This window comes from Pseudomonas sp. RA_35y_Pfl2_P32 (genome assembly GCF_963970735.1).
Taxonomy (GTDB): Bacteria; Pseudomonadota; Gammaproteobacteria; order Pseudomonadales; family Pseudomonadaceae; genus Aquipseudomonas.
Genome location: NZ_CAXAQF010000033.1, coordinates 19,852 through 44,730, shown reverse-complemented (window position 1 = coordinate 44,730; position 24,879 = coordinate 19,852). Strand labels below are relative to the sequence as shown.

24 protein-coding genes and 1 pseudogene are annotated in these 24,879 nt (G+C 61.6%); 19 read left to right on the top strand and 6 right to left on the bottom strand.

Annotated features, from left to right (window positions below; all coding sequences use genetic code 11):
• Together AACY45_RS25365 and tssI are read right to left on the bottom strand one after the other, a co-directional pair.
• On the bottom strand, nt 1–428 hold a 428-nt coding region (locus AACY45_RS25365; protein WP_339548119.1), incomplete at its 3' end, for a DUF2931 family protein.
• Nucleotides 421–3,903: a type VI secretion system tip protein TssI/VgrG gene (tssI, locus tag AACY45_RS25360; protein ID WP_339548118.1), complete on the bottom strand. Its 3,483-nt coding sequence runs from the start codon at nt 3,901–3,903 to the stop codon at nt 421–423. The genes AACY45_RS25365 and tssI, both read right to left, overlap by 8 nt.
• Before the next feature lie 317 nt (nt 3,904–4,220).
• Here tssI and AACY45_RS25355 point away from each other — a divergent pair.
• From AACY45_RS25355 to AACY45_RS25330, 6 genes and pseudogenes are all read left to right on the top strand, one after another.
• Nucleotides 4,221–4,298 (top strand): annotated as a pseudogene (locus tag AACY45_RS25355) (glutathione S-transferase); the annotation flags it as partial.
• A 97-nt stretch (nt 4,299–4,395) separates the two neighbouring features.
• Nucleotides 4,396–5,016: a LysE family translocator gene (locus AACY45_RS25350; RefSeq protein WP_339548117.1), complete on the top strand. Its 621-nt coding sequence runs from the start codon at nt 4,396–4,398 to the stop codon at nt 5,014–5,016.
• Between the two features lie 9 nt (nt 5,017–5,025).
• Nucleotides 5,026–5,760: an SGNH/GDSL hydrolase family protein gene (locus AACY45_RS25345; RefSeq protein ID WP_339548115.1), complete on the top strand. Its 735-nt coding sequence runs from the start codon at nt 5,026–5,028 to the stop codon at nt 5,758–5,760.
• Entirely contained in the window at nt 5,753–6,181 is a 429-nt protein-coding gene (locus AACY45_RS25340; RefSeq protein ID WP_339548114.1) for a nuclear transport factor 2 family protein, read from the top strand. The genes AACY45_RS25345 and AACY45_RS25340 overlap by 8 nt, the downstream gene beginning before the upstream one ends.
• Before the next feature lie 96 nt (nt 6,182–6,277).
• A complete protein-coding gene (locus tag AACY45_RS25335; RefSeq protein WP_339548113.1) occupies nt 6,278–6,889 on the top strand; it encodes a DNA-3-methyladenine glycosylase family protein in 612 nt (203 codons plus the stop codon).
• Nucleotides 6,886–7,155: an Ada metal-binding domain-containing protein gene (locus AACY45_RS25330; protein WP_339548112.1), complete on the top strand. Its 270-nt coding sequence runs from the start codon at nt 6,886–6,888 to the stop codon at nt 7,153–7,155. The genes AACY45_RS25335 and AACY45_RS25330 overlap by 4 nt, the downstream gene beginning before the upstream one ends.
• A gap of 103 nt (nt 7,156–7,258) precedes the next feature.
• Here the strand turns inward: AACY45_RS25330 and AACY45_RS25325 are convergent, their stop codons facing one another.
• The 3 genes from AACY45_RS25325 to AACY45_RS25315 all read right to left on the bottom strand — a co-directional run bounded on the left by AACY45_RS25325 (nt 7,259) and on the right by AACY45_RS25315 (nt 11,033).
• A complete protein-coding gene (locus AACY45_RS25325) occupies nt 7,259–8,503 on the bottom strand; it encodes a saccharopine dehydrogenase family protein (RefSeq protein WP_339548111.1) in 1,245 nt (414 codons plus the stop codon).
• A gap of 27 nt (nt 8,504–8,530) precedes the next feature.
• Nucleotides 8,531–9,628 carry a carboxynorspermidine decarboxylase gene (locus tag AACY45_RS25320; protein ID WP_095170755.1) on the bottom strand — a complete coding sequence of 366 codons (1,098 nt, stop codon included), beginning with the start codon at nt 9,626–9,628 and terminating at the stop codon, nt 8,531–8,533.
• Between the two features lie 367 nt (nt 9,629–9,995).
• Nucleotides 9,996–11,033, bottom strand: a complete 1,038-nt coding sequence (locus AACY45_RS25315) for an Ldh family oxidoreductase (protein WP_339548110.1) — start codon at nt 11,031–11,033, stop codon at nt 9,996–9,998.
• Between the two features lie 130 nt (nt 11,034–11,163).
• Between AACY45_RS25315 and AACY45_RS25310 the strand changes: the two genes are divergently transcribed.
• The 7 genes from AACY45_RS25310 (at nt 11,164) to AACY45_RS25280 (ending at nt 17,007) form a co-directional block, all read left to right on the top strand.
• Nucleotides 11,164–12,039, top strand: a complete 876-nt coding sequence (locus AACY45_RS25310; RefSeq protein WP_339548108.1) for a MurR/RpiR family transcriptional regulator — start codon at nt 11,164–11,166, stop codon at nt 12,037–12,039.
• Nucleotides 12,040–12,052: 13 nt separating this feature from the next.
• Nucleotides 12,053–12,808, top strand: coding sequence for a transporter substrate-binding domain-containing protein (locus AACY45_RS25305; protein WP_339548107.1), 756 nt, complete (start codon nt 12,053–12,055; stop codon nt 12,806–12,808).
• A 111-nt stretch (nt 12,809–12,919) separates the two neighbouring features.
• The gene (locus AACY45_RS25300; protein ID WP_339548106.1) at nt 12,920–13,639 is read left to right on the top strand and encodes an ABC transporter permease; all 720 of its coding nucleotides are present in this window, start codon (nt 12,920–12,922) and stop codon (nt 13,637–13,639) included.
• Nucleotides 13,636–14,346, top strand: coding sequence for an ABC transporter permease (locus AACY45_RS25295; RefSeq protein ID WP_339548105.1), 711 nt, complete (start codon nt 13,636–13,638; stop codon nt 14,344–14,346). The genes AACY45_RS25300 and AACY45_RS25295 overlap by 4 nt, the downstream gene beginning before the upstream one ends.
• 51 nt (nt 14,347–14,397) lie before the next feature.
• Nucleotides 14,398–15,639, top strand: a complete 1,242-nt coding sequence (locus tag AACY45_RS25290; RefSeq protein WP_339548103.1) for an FAD-binding oxidoreductase — start codon at nt 14,398–14,400, stop codon at nt 15,637–15,639.
• 17 nt (nt 15,640–15,656) lie between these two features.
• The gene (locus AACY45_RS25285; RefSeq protein WP_445261222.1) at nt 15,657–16,445 is read left to right on the top strand and encodes an amino acid ABC transporter ATP-binding protein; all 789 of its coding nucleotides are present in this window, start codon (nt 15,657–15,659) and stop codon (nt 16,443–16,445) included.
• 109 nt (nt 16,446–16,554) lie between these two features.
• Nucleotides 16,555–17,007 carry a hypothetical protein gene (locus AACY45_RS25280; RefSeq protein WP_339548102.1) on the top strand — a complete coding sequence of 151 codons (453 nt, stop codon included), beginning with the start codon at nt 16,555–16,557 and terminating at the stop codon, nt 17,005–17,007.
• An 11-nt stretch (nt 17,008–17,018) separates the two neighbouring features.
• On the opposite strand, the gene AACY45_RS25275 is transcribed toward AACY45_RS25280, so the two are convergent.
• A complete protein-coding gene (locus AACY45_RS25275; protein ID WP_339548101.1) occupies nt 17,019–17,180 on the bottom strand; it encodes a DUF2986 domain-containing protein in 162 nt (53 codons plus the stop codon).
• 288 nt (nt 17,181–17,468) lie between these two features.
• Between AACY45_RS25275 and AACY45_RS25270 the strand changes: the two genes are divergently transcribed.
• The 6 genes from AACY45_RS25270 (at nt 17,469) to AACY45_RS25245 (ending at nt 24,864) form a co-directional block, all read left to right on the top strand.
• Nucleotides 17,469–18,893, top strand: coding sequence for an FAD-binding oxidoreductase (locus AACY45_RS25270; RefSeq protein ID WP_339548100.1), 1,425 nt, complete (start codon nt 17,469–17,471; stop codon nt 18,891–18,893).
• 67 nt (nt 18,894–18,960) lie between these two features.
• Nucleotides 18,961–20,043, top strand: a complete 1,083-nt coding sequence (locus tag AACY45_RS25265) for an ABC transporter substrate-binding protein (protein ID WP_095170782.1) — start codon at nt 18,961–18,963, stop codon at nt 20,041–20,043.
• A gap of 120 nt (nt 20,044–20,163) precedes the next feature.
• On the top strand, nt 20,164–21,219 hold the full coding sequence (locus AACY45_RS25260) for an ABC transporter ATP-binding protein (RefSeq protein WP_339548099.1): 1,056 nt from the start codon (nt 20,164–20,166) through the stop codon (nt 21,217–21,219).
• Nucleotides 21,216–22,985 (top strand): ABC transporter permease subunit, encoded by a 1,770-nt coding sequence (locus AACY45_RS25255; RefSeq protein WP_320332519.1) that lies wholly within the window; start codon nt 21,216–21,218, stop codon nt 22,983–22,985. Before AACY45_RS25260 ends, AACY45_RS25255 begins: the two co-directional genes overlap by 4 nt.
• Nucleotides 22,986–23,017: 32 nt before the next feature.
• Entirely contained in the window at nt 23,018–23,935 is a 918-nt protein-coding gene (gene dapA / locus AACY45_RS25250) for a 4-hydroxy-tetrahydrodipicolinate synthase (protein ID WP_339548098.1), read from the top strand.
• 98 nt (nt 23,936–24,033) lie between these two features.
• Nucleotides 24,034–24,864 (top strand): IclR family transcriptional regulator, encoded by an 831-nt coding sequence (locus tag AACY45_RS25245; protein WP_320332520.1) that lies wholly within the window; start codon nt 24,034–24,036, stop codon nt 24,862–24,864.
• Nucleotides 24,865–24,879 lie beyond the last annotated feature (15 nt).

Here is a 24,879-nt window from a genome sequence, read left to right as displayed (position 1 = left end):
ATCCATTTCCCATCGGCCGCGCAGAACACGTTCTCCCCCTTGCGCATGACCTCTCGAGTGGCTTCGGGGATTTTTATCACCATCAGGTAGGTTTGCGGTTCGACCAGCGATTGCCAGCGGACATAGATCTGTTGGGGCAAGTCTGCCCCTGTCACTCGTTTTCCGCCTCCGGCAGGCCCTCTTTTCGGCCACCCACGGGGATTGCCGGCGTTGGTGGGAGGCGCTTGCATTGACGCGATGCCACTTGCCGCACGTTGAAACACATGGTCCTGAATGTCGACCACATCGGCTGTTTCGATCCAGACTTCCATGTAGTCAGGAGCCGAGAACCCCAGGTACCAGGATTTGTAAGGCATTGACTGGCTGCTGGCGAATGTGCAGCCACTGAGCAGAAAGGCGGTAAGAGCGATACGGATAAAATTACTCATTAGGATGCACCGTGCGCACAGAGTTTTCGTCTGGTCGATTAATGAAGACGATGTTCAGGTCGCTATTGTTGCGGTTTTTTGCGGCGTTCCAGTTATCGGAGATATGAACATAACGCTGGAACAGCAGTGCCTCCTCCTGCGGAGTCAGCCCTGTTGTTTTGCTTTTCCCCTGAGCGTAGGCCATCAGTTTTTTGCAGATGGGAACGAGGTCCGCAGGTAGCGCGAGTCTCGGCTCGCCTTCGTCAATCTCGCCAAACGGCACTCCATTTTCCACGGCCAGTTCGCGCATGATCCGAAAGTAGATCAAGGACAAATCACTGCGGACTTCGCGCTGGCTGCTGACTGCTGCATACACGTATTTCATGTTTCTGCGGTTGTCTTTGTCGGCGCGACGAAACGGCACCTCCCACGTCCGGATCTCCAACGAAAGATGATAGTGGGCCAGTTGATCTTGAAGCCGTCTCAAGTCCTGCTGGGCCGCCTTGTAACTGTTGGCCTCAACGAAAGAGGTCCTTTCTTCGACCAGGCTTTTACGCGGTTTGCTGAGCAGGATGCGCTCCATCGCCTTGGGTAAATAGCCGCCGCCCAGATCCGAATGCGCACCCGGAAGGACAATATCGGCCGACCCAAGACTGTTGAGGGCAAAGTTATAACGGCGTTCATTTCGAGCGACCAATTGGACGACTTTCTTAGCCGCGTCTGGCGCCAGATGGATATTGATTCCTGGGTTATAAGCGTTATTACCCGTCCAGTCCCCTACCAGTGGATTGGCAATGGCTGCGACGGTGTCGTAAACGCCAATGAAATTGATAGAGACATCAGTATGCGGCGTCCATGAAAAACTATCCGACAATATCGGGGCCCCCATCGGCAACGCTTTGGCGAGGATACTTTGGTTCCCCTTTAATGCCTCATTGGCAAAATCCCTTGCCGCTGCGGAGCCACGGCTGAACCCGAAGATATCGAACTCGATTTTCGCCACCCGCTTATCGGGATTGTTGTCTTGAAAGTTTTGGATAGCCCTAAGAACAAGCATCGGAGTTTCTTCAACTCGCGCCCGTACGCCCCGGGCACCTATGCCTGTACCTTGCGAAAAGATGGAGTCAGCTCCGGTACTGCTGGTACCGATGCCATCCACGTAAACTCGCAGGCTGGCTGTCCTAGCATCAATCGGCAGCGTTATGTCCCTTTGGTCTAAGTAAAGGTCATACAGCCGGGCGACGTTGCTGAGGTCATTGCCATAACTGTTATCCGGGCTACTTCCCTTGCCGTCATAACCATGAGCCGCACAGAACTGGCGAATGTCTTCAGCTGCTTCCTCCAGGTTCACGTCCGCCGCAAAGCAGCCAAACACCCGCTCACTGTTGTTGCGGTTATTGCCAGTCCCATCGAAGAACACCCCAACACGTAAGGTGATGTCATCCAGCTCGACTTCTTCTTCCTCTTCCTCAAGCTCTTCTTCCACCGCAGGTGGTGCCGAGTCAGGGACGGTACTGAGTTTCCCAACCGGTGGCGCACTCAACTGCTGCCCCGCAGTGGCAGCGACGGCGGCACCAGAGGCTAATGGAGTGAGAATCTTGATTCCGGTGCCGACGCCAGGAGCGCCCCCAGAATTGACCTTCACCTCAGCGCCACTGATCGTCACGCCACCGGCGTCCAGCTTGACGAAGCTCCCGCCAGCCTTGGCGGTCAGTTCCATCCCGCCCTCAATCACCACCTTGTCGCCTGCGTAGTAGTGAATCTCCTGGCCCGACTCGACAAACTGTGCCGTCCCCAGCTTCACATGTTGGGTCACACCCACCGTCAGGTGATCATCCGCCCGCACTTGAGTCTTGCGATCCAAGTGGGTGATCCGATGCTCTTCAGCCTTGAACTCGCTGAACACATTGGCCTCAACCGTGTCATGCCGTTCGTTGCCGATGTGGATTTTCTGGTCATGCTCGATGCTTTGTTCCCAGTCGCGCTGAGCGTGCAGGTAGATCTGTTCCGCGCCTTTTTTGTCTTCGATACGAAACTCGTTGTAACCCTCGCCTCCTGGCGAGCTGAGCGTCTTGAACGTGCTGCGGGTCTTGTTCGCCGGCAGGTCGTAGGGGACGACATTTTCTTGGTGAAACAGGCAACCGGTGATCAGCGGCTGGTCGGGATCACCTTCGAGGAAGGTGACGAGCACTTCCATGCCGACGCGTGGAATGGCGATGCCACCGTAGGCATTACCGGCCCAGCCGGTGGCGACGCGCACCCAGCAGCTGGAGTTATCGTTAGTCTGCCCGTCCCGGTCCCAGCGAAATTGGACTTTCACACGACCGTATGGGTCGCAATGGATCTCTTCGCCCGGAGGCCCGGTGACGATGGCGGTCTGGCTACCCAGCGCCTTGGGTTTGGGATGTTCCAGGGCCGGCCGGTAATGCGCCTCCCACGGCGTGGCGAGGAAGCAGTTGCGGTAGCCCTGATGAAAACCGTCTTTGTTCTGGGTGACATCACTGGAGATGTTCTCTCCGAGCACTTGCGGTTGCTTGCCTTCGTGAATCACTTCCAGCAGCAACCAGAGGTCGTTCCACTCAGCACGTGGGTGCTCACTCAGCGCCAGGAAGTGGCCGCTGACCAGCGTCGGCTCATCGCCTTTGCCTTCAGCGAGTTGGTAGTCGCTACGATGGCGTTCCAGGGCGCGGGTGGCCCGTTGTTTGCCGCGCGCACGGCTGGTGAAACGGCCTGGGTAGTCGTAGTCCTCCAGGTCCGGAGCAAAGGTGCTTTTAGCGGCGCCTTCGGGCAGGGTACTCGGCTTTTCGAAATCGTAGTCGCGGCGGCTGACACGGGTGGCGCGGGTTTCCAGGCGCAGGTTGAAACGCTTGATCACCGGCGTTTCGGCGGCCATGCCGGAGTCTTGTTGGTAGCTCACTGGCGCCAGTTTGCGGAACACCGTCTGATCATCGCCGAACACCAGCTTATGACCGCTGGCACTGTGCTGGAAGTGGAAGTGGATGCCTTCTTCTTCGCACAGGCGCTGGATGAAATGCAGGTCGGATTCGTCGTACTGCACGCAGTAATCGCGTTCCGGGTAGATCGCACCAAGTTGGAAGCTGTAGGCGTCGGCCAGGATGCCACGCGCTTCCAACACCTTTGCGATGATCTTCGGCACGCTCAGGCGCTGGAAGATTTGCTGATCGTAGTTATGCCGCAGGTAGGCTAGTTGCGGGCAGAGGCTGATGCTGTAGCGGGTCAGGCTTTTACCGGAATCGCCTTGCTCAATGCGATAGACCAGGCCGTGGATGATGCCTTTACCAGTGGCGCCGAAAGTTAGACAGCCAGGTTTGTACAGGATCTCTTCGAGTGTCAGGTCAGGATGGGGACTGACCAGTTCAATGTCGAAGCAGAATGGCTGATTGAGGGCTTCACGACCAACAAAACCAAGTACTTGAAGGTCAACGGATATACCCTCCAGCGAGAGGGAAATATGAGTTGCGTTTGCGTCCAGCATGCCTTGAATTCCATCCTTTGAAACATTTCAGGAATAAAGGATGGTGCGGGATTCGTTTTCCTAGCTCAATGAGAGATAGGTGTGTGGAGTTGCTACGCAATGAAAATCAGATTTTCCCTACAACACTTTACTCATTGGACACTCATGTTTTTGAAGGCCTCCTATGGATAAAACAATGAATACAACAGCAAAAAGCATTAGTTACCATGGACTCTTGGTGCTATACCGCTTTAGGGCCAGCGTTTAACTTCACCCACTGTAATGACAAAAACCACAGGATTCATTCAGCTCAACAGCCCGAACGACAAGGGCATGGAATGCTGCATATTCTGGGTCCAGCATCGTCGATCAATGTGCGAAAGGTACTCTGGGGATGTGCTGGAATCGGAATCCCCCTCTACGCCCTACACGTACATAGACAAACTGTAGGAGCAAACGGAGTGCGCCCCGCTGCTCCTACAATGCTTAACCCCATTACGGACGGAATCGCCCATGGACCTCGCCACCCTCACCCTGTTCCTCCCCGCCTGCTTCGCCCTGAACATGGCGCCGGGGCCGAATAATCTGTTGTCGGTCAGCAACGCCACCCGCTATGGCTACCGTACCGCGTGCCTGGCCGGGGTCGGGCGGTTGCTGGCGTTCGCCGGCATGATCGCCCTCGCCTCCGCCGGCCTGGCGGTGGTGCTGCAGACGTCGGAGTGGCTGTTCTACGGGATCAAAATCGTCGGCGCGGCGTACCTGCTGTACCTGGCCTGGCAGCTGTGGACTGCCGATACGCAGGTTCAGACCACGGTCAAACGCCCTGAAGCGGGGTTGCTGGCGTTGGCCCGGCAGGAGTTTCTGGTGGCAGCCGGCAACCCCAAAGCGATCCTGATATTCACCGCCTTCCTGCCGCAGTTCGTCGAGCCCAGCCAGCCGGTGACCCCGCAGTTTGCCTTGCTCGGCGCGCTGTTCCTGGTCCTGGAGTGGGTTGCCATCGCCTCATACGCCTACATGGGGCTGCACATGCGCCGCTGGTTCAGCCAGCCCCGTGGCAAGCGGATGTTCAACCGCTGCTGCGCCGGGCTGCTGTCGGCGGCGGCGAGCGTGCTGTTGATGGCGCGTCGGGCCTGAGGCCGGGGTATGCCTGAACGTTTGAGCACACTGCTGCTGGGGCCCCTGCTCTTGCTGCAGGGCATTTACACCCGGCGGGTCACCCCGCGGTTGCCGGAAGCCAGCGGTGCACGCCAGGGCCAGGCCGGCAACGGCGCACGCCTGCGCTTGCTGATTGTCGGGGATTCAGCCGTCGCCGGGGTGGGCGCCGCGACCCAGGATCAGGCCTTGAGCGGGCAATTGGTCGCCCGGCTGGCCGAGGATTTCCAGGTGAGCTGGCAGCTCTGGGCGCAGACGGGGCTCGATTCCCAGGACCTGCTGGAGCTGCTCGAAGGCAAGGACGCGCAGCCCTTTGATGTGGCGGTGCTGGGCATTGGAGTCAACGATGTCACCAGCCGCCTTGGCGTCGATCAATGGCTGGCACGACAACAGCGCCTGTTGGGGTTGTTGAGGGGCAAGTTCGCGGTGCAACAGCTGGTGATTTCCCCGCTGCCGCCGATGCACCTGTTCCCCGCGCTGCCCCAGCCCTTGCGCTGGTACCTGGGGAACCGGGCCAGGCGTTTCAACCAACAACTGGCTACGCTGACCGCAGCCCAACCCTCTTGTACCCTCTTGACCCTGAGCCTGACCCCTGAGGCTGGCCTGATGGCCGCCGACGGTTTCCATCCTGGCCCTGTGATCTACAGTCTCTGGGCAGAGCACGCCGCCCAGGCCATCACTGGGCGACAGCACAACAATAACAACCCAGGAGTCGAACATGTCTGAACTCAACCTACTCCCCAACGTCGCCACCGCCCTGGCACAATGGCACGCCATGCTCGATACGCGCGACTTGCGCGCACTGCCCCAGTTGCTCGCTGCCGAGGCGGTGTTCCGCTCGCCCATGGCCCACACGCCCTACCCCGGCGCACCGGTGGTGGCGATGATCCTCAACACGGTGTTCCAGGTGTTCGAGGACTTTACCTACCACCGCGAACTGGCAAGTGCCGACGGGCTGAATGTGGTGCTGGAGTTCAGTGCCCGGGTCGGCGACAAGCAACTCAAAGGCATCGACATGATTCGCTTCAACGAGGAGGGGGAAATCGTCGAGTTTGAAGTGATGGTGCGGCCGATGAGTGCCTTGCAGGCCCTGGGTGACGAGATGGGCCGACGCCTTGCTGCGTACCTGGCGGCGAGCAAGGCCTGAGCGCCACGCCGAATGTGAACGCAAGACACCGGGTGCAGAGTGGCGGACGGACGACTAGTCTGTCCGCCAGACCCTCACTCCTGCCCCGGATGCCCCATGCCCTATGACCTCGCCCGCCAGTTCCTCGCCGCCCTGGACGACGACTGGGCGCGGCATGTCGCGGCCATCGGCCCCTGCCTGCATCAACCCCAGCCAACCCGCGACCCCTATGAAGCCCTGGTGCGCGCCATCGCTTATCAGCAACTGCACGTGCGAGCCGGCGACGCGATTGTCGGGCGCTTGCTCGCGCTGTTCCCCGGACAGCCCTTCCCCAGTGCTGCGCAGTTGCTGGCCAGTGAATTTGACGACCTGCGCCGCTGCGGTTTTTCCGCGAGCAAGATTGCGACGATCCAGGGCATCGCTGGCGCCACCTTGAGTGGCGTCGTCCCGGATTACCCCACGGCACACGCCATGGACGACGAGACGCTGATCGCGCGCCTGACGCCGTTGCGTGGGGTCGGTCGCTGGACCGTGGAGATGTTGCTGATCTACACCCTCGAACGCCCGGACATCCTGCCCGCCGACGACTTTGGCGTGCGTGACGGTTACCGCCGCCTCAAGGGCCTGGAGCAAACGCCCACGCGCAAGCAAATGCTCGACCTGAGCCAGGCCTGGAGCCCCTACCGGACGGTTGCCGCGTGGTATTTGTGGCGAGTACCCAGGGGATGACAACCTACTGGCTGCTCAACGAGCAACGGCAAAAGATCGCCAGCCCGGTGCCCGGCCTGTTGGGCGGCCACCGGCGCTCGAAGATCTACGGTCGCCTGGATTGCCCAGGCGCCTTGCGTGCCATCGCTCGGGGCGGCTACGTGGCTCATCGGGTGTTTTTTGCCGATGAAGCCGCCGCCCTGGCGGCCGGTTTCAGGCCGTGTGCAGTGTGTTTGCCCGAGGCCTATGGGCGGTGGCACAAGGCGCAACAGCCGTGCCCCGGGTAACGCTTTTCAGGCGATGCTGGGAATCGGCCGGGTACACAAAACAAAACGCCGCTCAATGAGCGGCGTTCTTGTGCGCGGGGCGACTACCAGGACCTGGAAGGTCTCAGGCCTCGCTGTCCCATGGACGATCGCCACGCTCATCCTTGATGCGGGTTGGCAGGCCCATCACGTCCAGCGCCTTGAGGAACGGCTCGGCTGGCAGCTCCTCGACGTTGACCATGCGCTGCACGTCCCACTCGCCACGGGCGACCAGCAAGGCGGCGGCTACCGGTGGCACGCCAGCGGTGTAGGAAATGCCCTGGCTGTCGGTTTCGGCATAGGCTTCCTCGTGATCAGCCACGTTGTAGATGAACACTTCGCGCGGCTGGCCATCCTTGGTGCCCTTGACCAGGTCACCGATGCAAGTCTTGCCGGTGTAGCCCGGCGCCAGCGAACTTGGGTCTGGCAGCACGGCCTTGACCAGTTTCAACGGCACCACTTCCAGGCCTTCGGCGGTCTTGACCGGTTGCTCGGAGAGCAGGCCAAGGTTCTTGAGCACGGTGAACACATTGATGTAGTGCTCGCCGAAGCTCATCCAGAAACGCACGTTGGCCACGCCGAGGTTCTTCGACAGGGAGTGCACTTCATCGTGGCCGGTGAGGTAGAGGTTCTGCGCGCCGACTACGGGCAGGTCGTCGGTGCGTTTGACTTCGAACATGGTGTTGCTGGTCCACTGGCTGTCCTGCCAGCTCCACACCTGTCCGGTGAATTCACGGAAGTTGATTTCCGGGTCGAAATTGGTGGCGAAATATTTGCCGTGGGAACCGGCATTGACGTCGAGAATGTCGATCGAATCAATGCGGTCGAAATACTGTTGTTGCGCCAGGGCTGCATAGGCATTGACCACACCCGGGTCGAAGCCCACGCCGAGAATGGCGGTGACGTTCTTCTGCTGGCATTCCTCGAGGTGCTTCCACTCGTAGTTGCCATACCAGGGCGGCGTTTCACAGATCTTGCCCGGCTCTTCGTGAATGGCGGTGTCCAGGTAGGCGACACCGGTATCGATGCAGGCACGCAGCACCGACATGTTGAGGAACGCGGAACCGACGTTGATGACGATCTGCGATTCGGTTTCGCGGATCAGCGTCTTGGTCGCTTCGACATCCATGGCGTCCAGGGCAAACGCCTGGATATCGGCGGGCACTTTGAGGCTGCCCTTGGCCTTGACGCTGTCGATGATGGCCTGGCATTTGGAGATGTTGCGCGACGCGATAGCAATACGACCGAGTTCATCGTTGTGCTGCGCGCACTTGTGGGCCACCACCTTGGCGACACCTCCTGCACCAATGATAAGTACGTTCTTCTTCAATTTTTCTCTCTCTCCTTCTGCGCCAGCTTACGAAAGGCTGGACAAGTAATCGTCGAAACCAAACTCACGAACCAGCTCGACACTACCATCGAGTTGTTTCACTACGATGGACGGCATTTTCAAGCCGTTGAACCAGTTTTTCTTGACCATGGTGTAACCCGCGGCATCGACAAACGACAGGCGGTCACCAATGGCCAACGGTGCAGCAAACTGATACTCACCAAAGATATCCCCGGCCAGGCAGGACTTACCGCACACCATGTAGGTGTGTTCACCCTCGCTCGGCGCCAGCTTGGCGTTCAGGCGGTAGATCAGCAGATCGAGCATGTGCGCTTCGATGGAGCTGTCCACGACGGCCAGGTGCTTGCCGTTGTAGAGGGTGTCGAGCACGGTAACTTCCAGCGAGGCGCTCTGGGTGATGGCGGCTTCGCCCGGCTCCAGGTAGACCTGCACGCCGTACTTCTGCGAAAAGGCCTTGAGGCGCGCGCAGAACTGGTCGAGGGCATAGTCTTCGCCGGTGAAGTGAATACCGCCGCCCAGGCTGACCCACTCGACCTTGTGCAGCAGGTGACCGAAGCGCTCTTCGATGGTGCACAGCATCTGGTCGAACAGGCCGAAGTCGCCGTTCTCGCAGTTGTTGTGGAACATGAAGCCGGAGATCTGCTCGATGACCGCCTCGACCTTGACCGGGTCCCACTCGCCCAGGCGGCTGTAGGGACGCGCCGGGTCTGCCAGCAGGTAGTCGGAGCTGCTCACCTGCGGGTTGACCCGCAGACCGCGAACCTTGCCTTCGGACGCCTCGGCAAAGCGCTGCAGTTGGCCGATGGAGTTGAAGATGATCTTGTCGCAGTTGGCGAGCATCTCCTCGATCTCGTCGTCGGCCCAGGCCACGCTGTAGGCGTGGGTCTCGCCGGCAAACTTCTGGCGGCCGAGCTTGAGCTCGTAGAGCGAGGACGAGGTGGTGCCGTCCATGTACTGCTCCATCAGGTCGAACACCGACCAGGTGGCGAAGCACTTGAGCGCCAACAGGGCCTTGGCCCCGGACTGCTCGCGCACATAGGCGATTTTCTGCATGTTCGCCAGCAGCTTTTGTTTATCGATCAGGTAGTACGGCGTCTTAATCATTTCGAGGCCTCCGGCAAGGCTAGCCAAAAAAGGATGCGCATTGTGCCTTCACTGACTGCAGATCGAAAGAGCAGAAAGCGTTTACGCCCTGGCCAGGGCTTGGAGAAGGGTCAGTTGTAACGGGGCGGGGGCAGGCAAGGTGGCGTTTTTAACCCAGCAAACCTGTCGGGGTGTCAGGTGCCATGGATGTTGAATGCACCGGCCCCATCGCGAGCAAGCGCGCTCCCACAGTGGTGTTGGATGCTCACAAATTCTGTATACACCCACACCAAACCTGTGGGAGCGGGCTTGCCCGCGATGGCGGTGTGTCAGGCAGCATCTATGTTGACTGTGCCGGCTCGCTCCCACAGGTCATATACCGCTTTACCTAACGCGCGCCCGCCAGTTCACGCAACCGTGCCAGCTCGGCCGCAGGCAGGGTGATGCCTTCGGCCAGGGATTTGGCCCGTTCCTGATACCGTCGGTCGCCTGGCATGCGCTGCAAGCCAACACCACGCATCTGCTGCACCAGTGCTTCGCTGCGGCTGGCGAAGTGGTTGCCAGCGGTTTTGCTGGGGTCGATCACGATCAGCAACTGACCGGTCCAGGGGGTTTGTGCGCCGGGATGGTTCGACCAGTCGAACTCGAACGAGAAGTTGCCGCCCGTCAGGGCCGCCGCCAACAGCTCCACCATCATCGACAGGGCCGAGCCCTTGTGCCCGCCAAACGGCAACAGCGCGCCACCGTTGAGGATTGCCTTGGGGTCCCGGGTCGGCTGGCCCAGGCTGTCGACGCCCATGCCCTCGGGCAGCAACTGGCCCTGGCGCGCGGCGATCTGCACATCGCCATGGGCGATGGCGCTGGTTGCCAGATCGAAGACGATCGGCGCGCCACCGGCACGGGGGGCGGCAAAGGCAATCGGGTTGGTGCCGAACAGTGGCCGTTGTGCGCCATGGGGCACCACGCAGGTCATGCTGTTGACCACGCTCAAGGCCACCAGGCCCTCTTCGGCGAAGGGTTCGACGTCCGGCCAGAGCGCGGCGAAATGGTGCGAGTTGCGGATCGCCAACACCGCGATACCGGCACTGCGGGCCTTCTCGACCAGCACGCCACGGGCGGCGGCCAAGGCCGGCTGGGCAAATCCATTGGCGGCATCGACGCGGACAAACCCCGAAGCCACATCCTCCACCACCGGCACGGCCCGGCCATCCACCCAGCCGCTGGCCAGCGACGACAGGTAACCGGGAATGCGGAACACCCCGTGGCTGTGGGAACCGTCGCGCTGGGCGCTGGCACAGTTGTGCGCCAGCACCTGGGCGACGTCTGGCGAGGTGCCGTGCTGTTCAAAGATGCGCTGCAGCAACTCCGTCAGGTCGGCGAGGGCAAGGGTATCCACTTCGGGCAAGGCGGTGTTGGCGTGGGACATTGTGTAGCTCCGGGCGACTTGTTGTTATGGGCGAACTATCCAGCGGTGACAGTTATCTGTCAAATATTGACTTTATGACAGAAAACATCCATTTTCCTTCCCAAGCGCTGAATAACAACAGGAAACAGCCTTGAGCCAGCCCATCAAACAACGCCTTGAAAGCAGTCTGTCAACCGCCGCCGCCTCCGGCCGGGCGATTGCCAACTACATGCTGGCCAATCTTTATGAACTGCCGTTCCAGACCGCAGCCGACATCGCCGCGAAGTTGAACGTCAGTGAGTCCAGTGTCGGGCGCTTCTGTCGCTCCATCGGCTACAGCCACTTCAAGGACCTGAAAAACGACCTCAAGGCCGACCTGGGCGATGGCCCGTGGCTGGTGGGCGATCGTTTGCAGGAGTTCCGCCAGCAGGCGAGCCAGGGTCCGCAAGGCCTGCCCCGCAGCTTCGAGCTGGAAGTGGCGGCGCTGGTCAAGGTCTACGAATACAGCCTGACCCCTACCTGGCACGCCGTCAGCCAGCGCCTGGCCAGCCGGCGCAAGGTGTTCGTCGCCGGGTTCCAGACCGAACGGGGCATCGCCGCGTCGATGGTGCACTTGCTGCAGTACCTGCGCGATGACGTGCACTGGGTCGATGGCGCTGCCGGGCACTACGCCGATGTGCTGCTCAGCGTGCCCGCCGACAGCACCCTGGTGGTGTTCGAAGCCCGCCGCTATTCGCGCCACGCCCTGACCCTGTGCCGCAAGGCCCGCGAGGCGGGCATCCCGGTGACGCTGGTCACCGACACCTTTTGCGACTGGGCCGGGCAGAACGCCGACGAAGTGTTCCGCGTGCCCACCGAGTTCAACCTCTTCTGGGAATCGACCGCCGCAATGCTGTCGTTGGTGCACCTGCTGGTCAACGACGTCTGCAAACAGCTGGGCCCGGAAGTGGAAAAACGTCTTGCCGCCGTTGCGCGCCTGCACAACGAGTTCGTTGGATACACATCATCACCAAGCTCAAAACAATAAATCGAGGTGCTAGATGAAACACGTCATTCGCTTTGCCAGTGCATGTGCAATGGTCCTGGCCGGGGCCTCCGGCGCGCAGGCTGAAGTCCTGAAGATCGCCACCGAAGGCGCTTACCCGCCGTTCAACTATGTCGACTCGGACAACAAGCTGCACGGCTTCGATGTGGACATCGCCAACGCGCTGTGTGAACGCATGAAAGTCCAATGCAAGATCGTCGCCCAGGACTGGGAAGGGATTATCCCGGCGCTGATGGCGAAGAAATACGACGCCGTGGTCGCCTCGATGATCGCCACCGACGAGCGCAAGCAGAAGATCGATTTCACTAACCACTACTACCGCACTCCGCTGTCCGTGGCCGTGCCCAAGGACTCGGACATCTCCGACGCCCAGACCGATTTCAAAGGTCGCACCGTGGGTGCCCAGGCCTCCTCGACCCAGGCCATCTACGCCGAAGACCATTACGGCCCGGCCGGCGCCGACGTCAAGTTCTACCCGACCCTGGATGAAGCCAACAGCGACCTGGCCGCCGGTCGCGTCGACGGGGTGATTGCCGACAAGTTCCCGCTGCTGGCCTGGATCGACACCGCCGGCAAGGACTGCTGCAAGATCATCGGCGATGTCAACGGCACCACTGCCGATGCCTCCATTGCGGTGCGCAAGGGTGACGATGCGCTGCGCGAGCGTTTCAACAAAGCGCTGGATGAAATCGTGGCCGACGGCACCTACAAGAAGATCTCCAGCCGTTACTTCGCCTTCGACATCTACTGATCCCCTGCCCCTCAGGCCAGCCTGCGGGGCGTTCCTTGCCAACCTGCTGCACCGCGCGCCCACCGGCGGCGGTGAGCGCGTGCGGGCTTAATTTACCGAGAGGGTTCGAGCATGTTCGAACATCTGTCACTGCTTTCTTTCGCCAGCGGCGGCTGGGGTTCAGCCTTGCTGGCTGGCGCCCTGGTGACCATCGTCCTGGCCTTGAGCTGCCTGCCGATCGGCTTGCCGCTGGGCCTGGGCCTGGCCTTGGCCGCCCGCTCCCGGCGCCGCTGGCCGCGCGCCATGAGCACGGTGTTTGCCACCGTGTTCCGTGGCCTGCCCGAATTGCTGACCCTGCTGATCATCTACTACGGCTGCCAGATCGGCGCGCAGAAGCTGTTGTCGGCGATGGGCTACGAGGCTGAAGTGGCGATCAACCCCTTCGTCGCCGCCATGATCGCCTTCAGCCTGGTGTTCGCCGCGTTCTCCAGCCAGATCTGGCTGGGCGCCTTCAAGACCGTGCCCAAGGGCCAGTTCGAAGCCGCTGCCGCCCTGGGCCTGTCCCGGCGTACGACCTTTATCAAAGTGGTGCTGCCGCAACTGGTGCGCATTGCCTTGCCGGGCCTGTCGAACAACTGGCTGTCGCTGCTCAAGGACACCTCGCTGGTGTCGACCATCTCCCTGGTCGACCTGATGCGCCAGACCAACCTGGCGGTCAGCGTGACCAAGGAACCGATGTTGTTCTACACCGTGGCCTGCTTTGGCTACCTGTTTTTCTCGGCGATTTCCGGCCGCCTGTTCCAGTACCTGGAGCAGCATTTCAGCCGCCATCAACGGAGCGTGCGCCCATGAGCCTGGCTGAATTGCAGAGCCTGTTCCTCAGCCCTGATCTGCTGGAACGTTACGGCCCACGCTTCATCGACGGGCTGTTGGTGACCGCCAAACTGGTGGCCATTTCCTTCACCCTGGGCGCCCTGCTCGGTCTGCTGATTGCCCTGGCGCGGTTGTCGAACAACCGCTTCCTCAGCCGTTTTGCCGGTGTCTATGTGTACTTTTTCCGTGGCTCGCCGCTGCTGGCCCAACTGTTCATGCTGTATTACGGCCTGGGCTCGTTCAAAGGCTTCTGGCAGGACGTCGGCCTGTGGTGGTTCTTCCGGGATGCCTGGTTCTGCACCTTGCTGGCCTTCACCCTGAACACCGCGGCCTATCAGGCAGAGATCCTGCGGGGCAGCATCCTGGCCGTGGCCCAGGGGCAGCGCGAAGCCTGCAACGCCCTGAGCCTGTCGCGCTGGACTACCTTTCGCAAAGTCATCCTGCCGCAATCGCTGCTGGTGGCCATCGGTCCCCTGGGCAACGAACTGATCCTGATGATCAAGGCCAGCGCCATCGCCTCGCTGGTGACCATCTACGACTTGATGGGGGTAGCCAAGCTGGCCTTCTCGCGCAGTTTCGACTTCCAGATCTACCTCTGGGCCGCAGTGCTGTACCTGCTGATCGTGGAAGTGGTGCGCCGCAGCCTCAAAGCCCTGGAAGGCCGCCTCGGCCGCCACCTGCAGTAAACCGGTTTTTTCTCGGGCTGCCGTGGCCGCCCCAGCATCAAGGATCTACCCATGCATTGCCAAACCATCGTTCTGGGCGCCGGGATTGTCGGCGTCAGTACCGCCCTCCAGTTACAGGCCCGTGGCCGCCAGGTGGTGCTCATCGACCGCCAGCAGCCGGGCAAGGGCACCAGCCACGGCAACGCCGGGCTGATCGAGCGCGCCAGCGTGATTCCCTATTCGTTCCCCCGCGAGCTGTCGAGCCTGCTGCGCTACGCCCGCAACCAGCAATCGGACGTGCGCTACAGCCTCAAGCACCTGCCCAAGGCCGGTCCCTGGTTGCTGCAATACTGGCGGCACTCCGGCCCCAAGGGCCTGGCCATCGCGACCAAGGCCATGCTGCCGCTGGTGGAGCGCTGTGTCAGCGAGCATGACCTGCTCTCGACGCCCGCCGGCATGGACCATTTGATCCAGGCCGGCGGTTGGGTCGAGGCCTACAGCTCGATCCCGGCGTTCTGCAAGGCGCAACAAGACGCCGAGGCACTGCAGCGCTACGGCCTCAATTACCAGGTGCTCGACCGTGACCAATTGCGGGAGCGGCAACCCGGCCTGCACAGCAGCGTGATCGGTGGCATCCACTGGCTCGACCCCAAGACCGTCAGCGATCCCGGCGGCCTGACCCGCGGTTATGCCGAACTGTTCGTCAAGCGCGGGGGCGTGTTTGTCCTGGGTGATGCCCTCACCCTGCGCCAGAACGAGGGCAAATGGCAGGTGCAGACCGAGCAGGGCCTGGTGGTCGGCGACGAAGCCGTGGTGGCCCTCGGTCCGCAAGCCCGGGGCGTCTTCGAACCCCTGGGCTACAAGATCCCGCTGGCAATCAAGCGCGGCTATCACATGCACTATGCCGCCCTGCCAGGCAGTTGCCTGCAACAACCCTTGCTCGACCCTATCGGCGGGTATGTGCTGGCACCGATGGTGGGTGGCGTGCGCCTGACCACCGGCATCGAGTTCGCCGACAGTGACGACCCGATCAACGAAATCCAGTTGCGCCGCTGCGAAGAAATAGCGCGCACATTCTACCCCCTGGGCGAACGCCTGGACGCCGAACCCTGGCTGGGCCGCCGCCCGTGCCTGCCGGACATGTGCCCGGTGATCGGCCCGGCAGCGCGGCACCCCGGCCTGTGGTTCAACTTCGGCCACGCCCACCATGGCCTGACTCTCGGCCCGGTCTGCGGCCGCTTGCTGGCCGAAATGATGACCGGCACCCCCCCGTTCACCGACCCTGCCCCTTACAGCGCCGAGCGCTTCCATTGATTGCCGGAGACCCGACCATGCCTGCCCTCTCTGCCCGTATCGATACGCCGCTCGCCGTGCAACCCGACAACCGTAAGGTGGTGGTGGATATCGCCGCCCTGAACAAGTTCTATGGCGCCTTCCATGTCTTGCACGACATCAACCTGCAGGTGCGCGAAGGCGAACGCATTGTCCTGTGCGGGCCTTCCGGCTCCGGCAAATCGACCCTGATCCGCTGCATCAACCGCCTGGAAATCGCCGAGAAAGGCCGGATCCTGGTCAATGACACCGACCTGTCCCAGACCACCCGCGAGGCGGCCAAGGTGCGCAGCGAAGTGGGCATGGTGTTCCAGCATTTCAATCTGTTCCCGCACATGAGCGTGCTCGACAACTGCACCCTGGCGCCGATCTCGGTGCGCGGCCTGAGCCGCAAGAAGGCCGAGGAACTGGCCGAGCATTTCCTGCACAAAGTCGGCATCGCCAGCCAGGCCAGCAAATACCCCAGCCAGCTGTCCGGCGGCCAGCAACAGCGCGTGGCCATCGCCCGGGCGTTATGCATGGAACCAAAAATCATGCTGTTCGACGAGCCCACCTCGGCACTCGACCCGGAGATGGTCAGCGAAGTGCTGGACGTGATGGTGAAACTGGCCGGCAGCGGCATGACCATGCTCTGCGTGACCCACGAGATGGGGTTTGCCCGGCAAGTGGCCGAGCGCGTGCTGTTTCTCGACGGTGGCCAGATCATCGAGGACGCCCCGCCCGAGGACTTCTTCAACGCCCCGAAAAGCCCACGGGCCAAGGCCTTCCTGGCGCAGATCGTGCACTGACACAGGCGCGGCCCGCAGCGTGCTGCGGGCCTGGCTGACGAACGTTAGGCGACTATTGCGCCGTACCCGCTAATCTTCCAGGGCAGTTCTTCCACACTGGAGGTTGGTGATGAACCCCAAACATCCACTGGTCGCTCTGCTGGTCAGCGCGAGCCTGTCTGGCTGCACCACTTCAACCGAACACGGAATCAGCATTCCCCTGGCGGCTACTCGGCACAACGTCGGGCAAATCGCCAATACCACCCTGGCCAATTGGGACCAGAAGACCGGGTTCGACTTTTTCATCAGCGGCGTGCCCACCAGCACCTCCCTGCCCCTGCGCCTCTACACCTTCATCCATAAGGGCAGTTGCCAGCAGCCCGGCCCGGTGGCCTACGCAATGAACAGCCAGGTCACCACCGAACGCGCCGCCGTCGCCGGCTGGACCTTTTCCAGAACCGCCCCCATCGCCCTGCCGGAGTTGCTGGCCGGCCAGTACTCGATCGTCCTGCGATCGGCACCCGAGGACGGCAACCTCGATCTGTTCTGTGGCGATATTCCCCAGGGCGGCACAGCAAAATAGTCGAGGCGCGCTCAGCTCTCGACCGAGCTGGTGGGATCCTGGCTGGCTTCAGCCGCCAGCTTCAAGCGGTCGGCTTTGCTGATGTACTTGTCCTTGTTGACGGGGGCCAGCTTGGCGCTGGCCTTTTTCGCGTGGGCCTTTAACAGCTGCTTGATTTTCTTACGGCGATTCATGGTGCTCTACTCAGGGTGACAATGGCGCGATGGTAGCAGCTTGCGATATTCAAGCTCGTGCCCGTAGCACCGCCTGAGTGGATAAAGTTGCCCATCAGCGATCACCCTCCTCCCTTCCAGCCTGGTTCTAGCAGCGCAATCGGCGCTCTGTTGCACAGCCGTAAGCCATATCTAAAAACGACATACCTAAAAACGACACACCCCAGAATCCCTATTGCCAATGAGGGGAGAAGCACTCTACTATTTTTGCAATTACTTTAATTGCATTGAGATTACTGGAGTCAGCGAATGTCATTGGTCGACGAGCTCATCGCTCTGCTTGGTGCAAACAACCTGATTACCGACGCCGGCGAAATGGCCGCTTCCCTTGAGGACTGGCGCGGGCGCTACCGTGGCGCGGCGCTGTGTGTCGCCCGTCCGGCCAGCACCGCAGAAGTATCGGCGGTGGTGGCCTGCTGTCACCGGCACCGAGTGCCCGTGCTGCCTCAAGGTGGCAACACCGGCCTGGTCGGTGGTTCGGTGCCGCCTTCCAGCGGGCCGGCTCCGGTGATCATCAATCTGCAGCGCATGCGCCGCATCGGCCTTGTCGACCCCGTCAACAACTCCATCGAAGTGCAGGCCGGCTGCGTCCTGGCCAACGTGCAGCAAGCGGCCCGGGACGCCGGACGCCTGTACCCCGTCAGCCTGGGGGCCGAAGGTTCCTGCCAGATCGGCGGCACCATCGCCACCAACGCCGGGGGCATCTCCGTGCTGCGTTATGGCAACACCCGCGACAACGTCCTGGGCATTGAAGTGGTACTGGCCGATGGCACCATCTGCTCGGAACTGCGGGCCCTGCGCAAAGACAATACCGGCTACGACCTCAAGCATCTGTTCATCGGCTCCGAAGGCACCCTGGGGATCATCACCGCCGCCGTGCTCAAGCTGCATCCCCTGCCCACGCGCTCCGCAGTGGCCTGGGTCGGCGTCAGCAGCCCGGCCCAAGCGATCGAACTGCTGGTGCTCACCCGCCAGCTGTCGGGCTCATCGCTGTCGGCCTTCGAGCTGATGAACCAGTTGCAACTGGACCTGGTGGTGGAACACGTGCTGCAACGCCGCTCGCCACTGGATACCCGGCATCCCTGGCACGTGCTGATCGAGCTGGCGGATACCGCGGGCAGCGCCGACCCCGAGGCGGCCCTTACGGCCATCCTCGAGCAGGCGTTCGACCAGGCCATCGTCGATAACGCCAGCATCGCTTCCAGTCAAGGCCAGCAAGCCGCCATGTGGGAGCTGCGCCACAGTGTGTCGCAAGCCAACAAGAAAGGCGGCATCGGCCTGACCACCGATTGCGCTGTGCCGGTGTCCACTATTGCGACCTTCATCGAGCGGGCCAACGCCGCGGTGGCCAAGCTCGCCCCGCAAGCGCAGATCGTGATCGTCGGGCACATGGGTGACGGCAACATTCATTACATTCCATTCTTCCCGTTCGCGGTCTGGGACGGACTCGAGCAAACCGAAGCCCTTGCCCGTGAACTGCGTCGCGCGGTCAATGACGTGGCCGCCGAACTGGCCGGGACCTTCAGCGCCGAACACGGCGTCGGGCAAACCTCGCTCGATGAAATGCATAACTATAAATCCACGGCTTCGCTCGCCCTGATGCGGGCGATCAAACACGCCGTCGACCCCCTTGGCCTGTTCAACCCAGGCCGACTTATACCGCCTGAAAAATAAAACCCACAACAAACATCCCTAGTGACGATAGCGACTATCGACAATATCGCGAAGAGAGGTCAGGAGTATGGGCAACAACATTAATAACTGGTCACGCCGCAGTGTGCTCAAGGCCAGTGTGGTCGGGGCCGTCGCACTGTCGACGAGCAGCATGTGGTCGTCCTTGCGGGCGCAAACCAAACGCATCGTGGTGCGCGATGATGGCGGCGTCTACACCAAGGCCTACACCGAGGTGTTCTATCGGCCGTTCCAGGAGGCGACGGGAATCGAGGTAATCGGCGTGCAAGCCAACGCCGAGCCGACCGCGCAGATCCTGTCGATGGTCGATGCCGGTTCCTACACCTGGGACATGGCCAAGATCAGCCAGCCGGCAATCAAGATGCTCACCCAGGGCCAGAAGAAATACCTCGAGGCCCACGGCCTGGGCAACGACCCCATCGTGGCGCAGATGCCCGAACACTTCATGTCCGAATATGGGGTCGGCACCAACGTCTACACCACCGTGTTGGCCTATCGCAAGGATGCCTTCGAAGGGCGCCAGGCGCCCACTTCCTGGAAAGACTTCTACGATGTGCAGGGTTTCCCCGGTCGCCGCGCCCTGCGCCGTCACCCCTTCGACACCATCGAGCAGGCACTGCTGGCCGACGGGGTTGCCGTGGCCAACGTCTATCCGTGCGACCTGGAGCGGGCGTTCTCGGCACTCGACAGAATCAAGAATGACGTCTCGGTGTTCTGGACCAGTGGCGCGCAAGTCGAACAATTGCTGGTGTCCGGCGAAGTCGACATGGTGCCGGTCTGGGTCTCGCGTGCGCAATCGGCCCGCAGCTCCAATGCCCCGGTCGGCATCGTCTGGGACCAGAACATCTGGGGCCTGGACAGCTGGGCCATCCTGGCGGGCACGCCCAACGCCGCAGCCTGCCGCGAGTTCATCAAGTTCACCTGCGACCCCGAGCGCCAGGCTGCACTGACCAAGTACTTCCCTGCGGGCGTGACCCATCCGCGGGCCTTTGACTTCATCGACCCGGCCGTGGCTGCCGACTGCCCCTCCTACCCCGACCACATCGCCAAGGGGCTACCGATCGATGCCCAGTATTGGACAGAAAAACAGGGCACGGCGCTGGAACGCTATAACGCATGGCTCCTGAGCTGACCCCGCTGACGGGTCCGCCACGCGGCGGGCCCGATATTTCCTGCCCCTTGTTTTCAGGTCTTCGCCATGTCCTCTTCCAGCCTAACCGTAAAGAAGCTCGCTAAAAATTATGGCCAGTTCGTGGCCCTCGCACAAACTGACCTGACCGTCGCCGATGGGGAGTTCCTGACCCTGCTCGGTCCTTCCGGCTCCGGCAAAACCACCTTGCTCAGCCTGGTGGCCGGCCTCACCCATCCCGATGGCGGCGAGGTGTCCATCGGCGAAAACGATGTGACGTACCTGGCGCCCCATCATCGCGACATTGGTGTGGTGTTCCAGAACTACGCGCTATTTCCCCACATGACGATCCTGGAGAACATTGCCTTCCCGCTGAAGATGCGCAAGGTCCCGGCGACTGAAGCACGTGAACGGGCCATGGCCGCCCTGGACATGATCAAGCTGCCGCACATCGCCCAGCGTTATCCCAAGGAGCTGTCCGGCGGCCAGCAACAACGGGTCGCGCTGGCGCGCTGCATGGTCTATCGCCCCTCGATCATCCTGATGGACGAACCCCTGGGCGCGCTCGACAAGAAGCTGCGCGAACACATGCAACTGGAGATCAAGCGCATTCACCGGGAGCTGGGGACCACCATCATTTACGTGACCCACGACCAGGAAGAGGCGATGACCATGTCGGATCGCATCTGCCTGATGAATGCCGGGAAGATCGAGCAACTGGGCACCCCCGACGACCTGTACTTCCGCCCACGCACGCTGTTCGTTGCCGACTTCCTCGGTGAGTCGAACCTGTTGCCGGCGCAGATCGTCGCCTCCCAGGACGGGGTGCTCGATGTGCTGGTCGGCAGCCGTGGGATCAAGGCCAGCGCCACGCCAAACGGTGAGAACCTGCCGGGCGCGCACATCCACATCATGGTCCGCCCACAGAACATGCTGATTGCCAAGGCCACGGCCGGCGACGTGCGCCATCTGCAGGCGAGCGTCAGCGATGTGATGGTCACCGGCAGCCTGACCAAGGTCTACATGAGCACCGAGGAAGAAGGCATTCCCGCGCTGGTCTCGGCCTTCCCGACGCGGGTCAATGGCGAGAGCTTCCAGCGCGGCGACAAGGTCTCCCTGTCCTGGCATGCCTCGGACGCCGTTGCCATCACCGAACAACCCAAGGCGGCGTTCCCATGAGCCTGTTTACCTCTCGCGCAGCCTCTGCGCCGATGCCAGCCTGGGCCAAGAACAGCCTGATGATCGCGCCGTTGCTGGTGCTGCTGGCGGTGTTCCTCGCCTATCCGGTGGGCCGCCTGCTGTCGTTGAGCATCCTCGGGCCGGAGGGCTTTTCCCTCGACGCCTACCGGCACCTGTTCGCCTCGAGCCTGTACCTCAACGTGCTGTGGATCACCTTCAAGATCTCCCTGGCCACCACCGTGCTGTCGGTGGTGCTGGGCTATCCGGTGGCCTACCTGATCTCCACGGCGCCGGCCAAGCTCAAGAGCCGCCTGGTGTTCCTGGTGCTCCTGTCGTTCTGGACCAGCTTCCTGGTCCGGGCATTCGCCTGGGTGGTGATCCTGGGACGCAACGGGGTGGCCAACAACTTCCTGATGTCCCTGGGCCTGATCGACCGACCGATCAACCTGCTCTACGGCACCGGCGCCACGCTCACCGGCATGGTGCACGCGATGCTGCCGCTCGCCGTCATGACCATGCTCGCGGTGATGGAGAACATCGACCGCAGCCTGCCCCGCGCCGCTTCGACCCTGGGCGCGCGTCCGGGCACGGCCTTCTGGACGATCTACTTCCCGCTGTCGATGCCCGGAGTGGCCGCCGCCACCATCATGGTGTTCGTCACGGCCATCGGCTTCTTCATCGTTCCGGCGCTGTTGGGTGGGCGCAAGGAAACCATGATCACCCAACTGATCATCGATCAGGTGCAACAGACCCTGAACTGGGAACTGGCCGGGTCGATTTCCGTGCTGTTGCTGGTGGTGGTGCTGGTGGTCTTCGTGATCTATGACCGGATCTTCGGCTTCGCCACCCTCACCGGCGAAGACCCGTCCGCCCAAGCCCGCCGCGACACCCTGGCGCGACGTGCAGGCAGTGCGGTGCTGGCGGGCATTGGGGCGGTCAGCGACTGGCTGATCGCGCGCCTGTCGTTCAAGCGCCGGCGCAAGAGCGCTGAAGGCACGCCGCTGGTGCTCAGTGTCTTCGTCTGGACCGTGCTGGTGCTGATCAGCCTGCCGGCCCTGCTGATGATCCCGATCTCCTTCAGCAGTGCCGGCCTGCAGTGGCCACCTTCGGGCATGACGCTGCAGTGGTACGAGCAAATGCTCAATACCCCGGTCTGGACCCAGGCCCTGGTGCGCTCCCTGACGGTGGCGACCGGCGCGGGCATTCTGTCGATGCTGATCGGCGTTCCCGCAGCGTTTCTCCTGGCCCGCGGCAGGATCCGTGGCAAGGCGATCCTGCTGGCGTTCCTGCTGTCGCCGATCATCGCGCCACGAGTGATCATTGCCCTCGGCCTGTTCTACATGTTCGCCGAGCTGAAGCTGGTCGGTACGTCCATCGGCCTGATCATTGGCCACACTGTGGTGTGCGTGCCCTACGTGGTGATGACCATGATCGCGGTGCTGCGCAACTATGACCAGCGCCTGGACCTGGCCGCACAGAGCCTGGGGGCCAGCCCCCTGAGAACCCTGCGCCACGTGACCTTCCCCCTGCTGGGCGCCGGGATGTTTTCCGCGTTCCTGTTTGCCTTCGCCACCTCGTTCGACGAACTGACGATTGCGCTGTTTTCGTCGGGCGGCCTCAACGCCACCTTGCCCAAGCAGTTCTGGGACGAGGTGACCTTGCAGGTTTCACCGGTGATTGCCGCCGTCTCCACCTGCTTGCTGATTTTCATCACCCTGCTGATTTTCGGCGCCGATCGCCTGCGTCAGCGCAGCCTGGCGCGCTGAGCCCGTAACCCATGATCAAAGGAGAAACATCCATGCTCAGTTCTGCACACCTCAAAGGTATTTTCCCGGCCATTACCACGCCGGTGCAGAGTGATGACACGATTGATGTAACCGCCACCGAAGCGCTGTTCAGCTGGCTGACCGGGCAAGGCGTGGACGGCGTGGTGCCGTTGGGCGGCACCGGCGAATACGGTGCCCTGTCCAGGCATGAGCGGGTGCGCTTCGTCGAACTCTGCGCCAAGCTCGCCGACCAGCGCATGCCGGTGATTTGCGGGGTGCTGGACACCGGCTATCACGATGCGATGAACGCAGCGCAGGACTTTGCCAAGGCCGGCGCCGATGGTCTGCTGGTGATCACGCCCTACTACACCAACCCGACCCAACTGGGCATCCGCGACTACTTCCTGCGCTACGCCGATGAATCGCCGCTGCCGATCCTGATCTACGAGATTCCTTATCGCACGCGGATCTCGATCGATCCCGAGGTGCTGCACGAACTGTCCCGGCATGAACGCATCATCGGCATGAAGGCCTGCAACACCGACATGTACCACTTCCTGCGGGTGATCGCCGGCGTCGATCCTGAGTTCGCCGTACTCAGCGGCGAAGACACGTTGTTCCCGCTGCAAGTGGCGGCGGGTGCAACAGGCGGGATCGTGGTCACGGCCAACCTGCTGCCGAAAACCTGGCGCCGGGTGTTCGACCTCGCCAGCGCCGGCAAAACCGCCGAAGCACTGGCGCTGCACCGGCAATTGATTCCGCTGATGAACCTGGCGTTTTCGGAAACCAACCCCGGGCCGATGAAGTCGGTGATGGACCTGATCGGGGTCAACGCCCCTGCCCTGCTCGCGCCCCTGCGTGAGCCGAAGGAAGACTTGCGGAATGCACTGAGAGTCGAATACAGCAAACTTCTGGACATGTTCGAGAAGGCCCCGAGCGCGGCCCGCTAGTTCAAAACAACCGCTGTCATGCCAGTGCCCCTGCGCTATGCAAGGGCACAGGTGAATGCCACAATCCAATTTCATGACATTTATGGACCGTTCAACAAATGCCGAATTCTCGCCCAACCAAAACCACAAGAAAAACTGCTAAAGAAGCAGTTGGCGATCCTCGTAATTCGTCATTGTATGTCGGCTCTACTGAAAAGACCTTTCAGATACTGCATGCCTTCGACCACCCGAAACGGCAAATGCCACTCTCGGAAATAGCCACCTTGTCGGGGCTTGATCGCAGTGCCGCACAACGCCTGGTATTTACCCTGGAGGCCCTGGGATATCTGCGCCGCGTACACAACACCCGGGATTACGCACTGACTTCCAAAGTGCTGCAGTTTTCCTACAACTTTCTGTGCGCCCATGAGTTGCTGCACAAGGCCGCACCGTACCTGGTGGACCTGAGCAGTACCCTGGGCGAAACCACTAACCTGCAAGAGCTCGATGGCCACGAAGTGGTCTACGTGGGGCGCTATCCGGGCCGGCACTTGATCAACGTCGACATCATGGTCGGCAGCCGCCTGCCCGCGATATTCACGGCCTCGGGCACCGCCATCCTGTCCCACTGCAGCGCTGAAGAGCGGGAAGCGGCGATCGAGGCCACCCAACTGCGGGCACTGACCCCGCATACCGTCACCGACAAGGGTTTGTTACTCGAACGCATGCAGCGCGCGGCTGAAACCGGCTACGCGATCATCGCCAATGAAACCGTACTGGGAGATATTGCCGTGGCCTCGGCCATATTGGATGAACATGGCCATGCAATCGCGGCCATTACTATCGCGGTACCGACCACTCGCTGGACTAAAGAACGCGTCGAAGAAGAACTCGCCCAACATGTTCAGGTGGTGGCGACTTCCATTTCCGCGAAGAAGTTTTTCTCCTGAAGTCCGCATCAATTT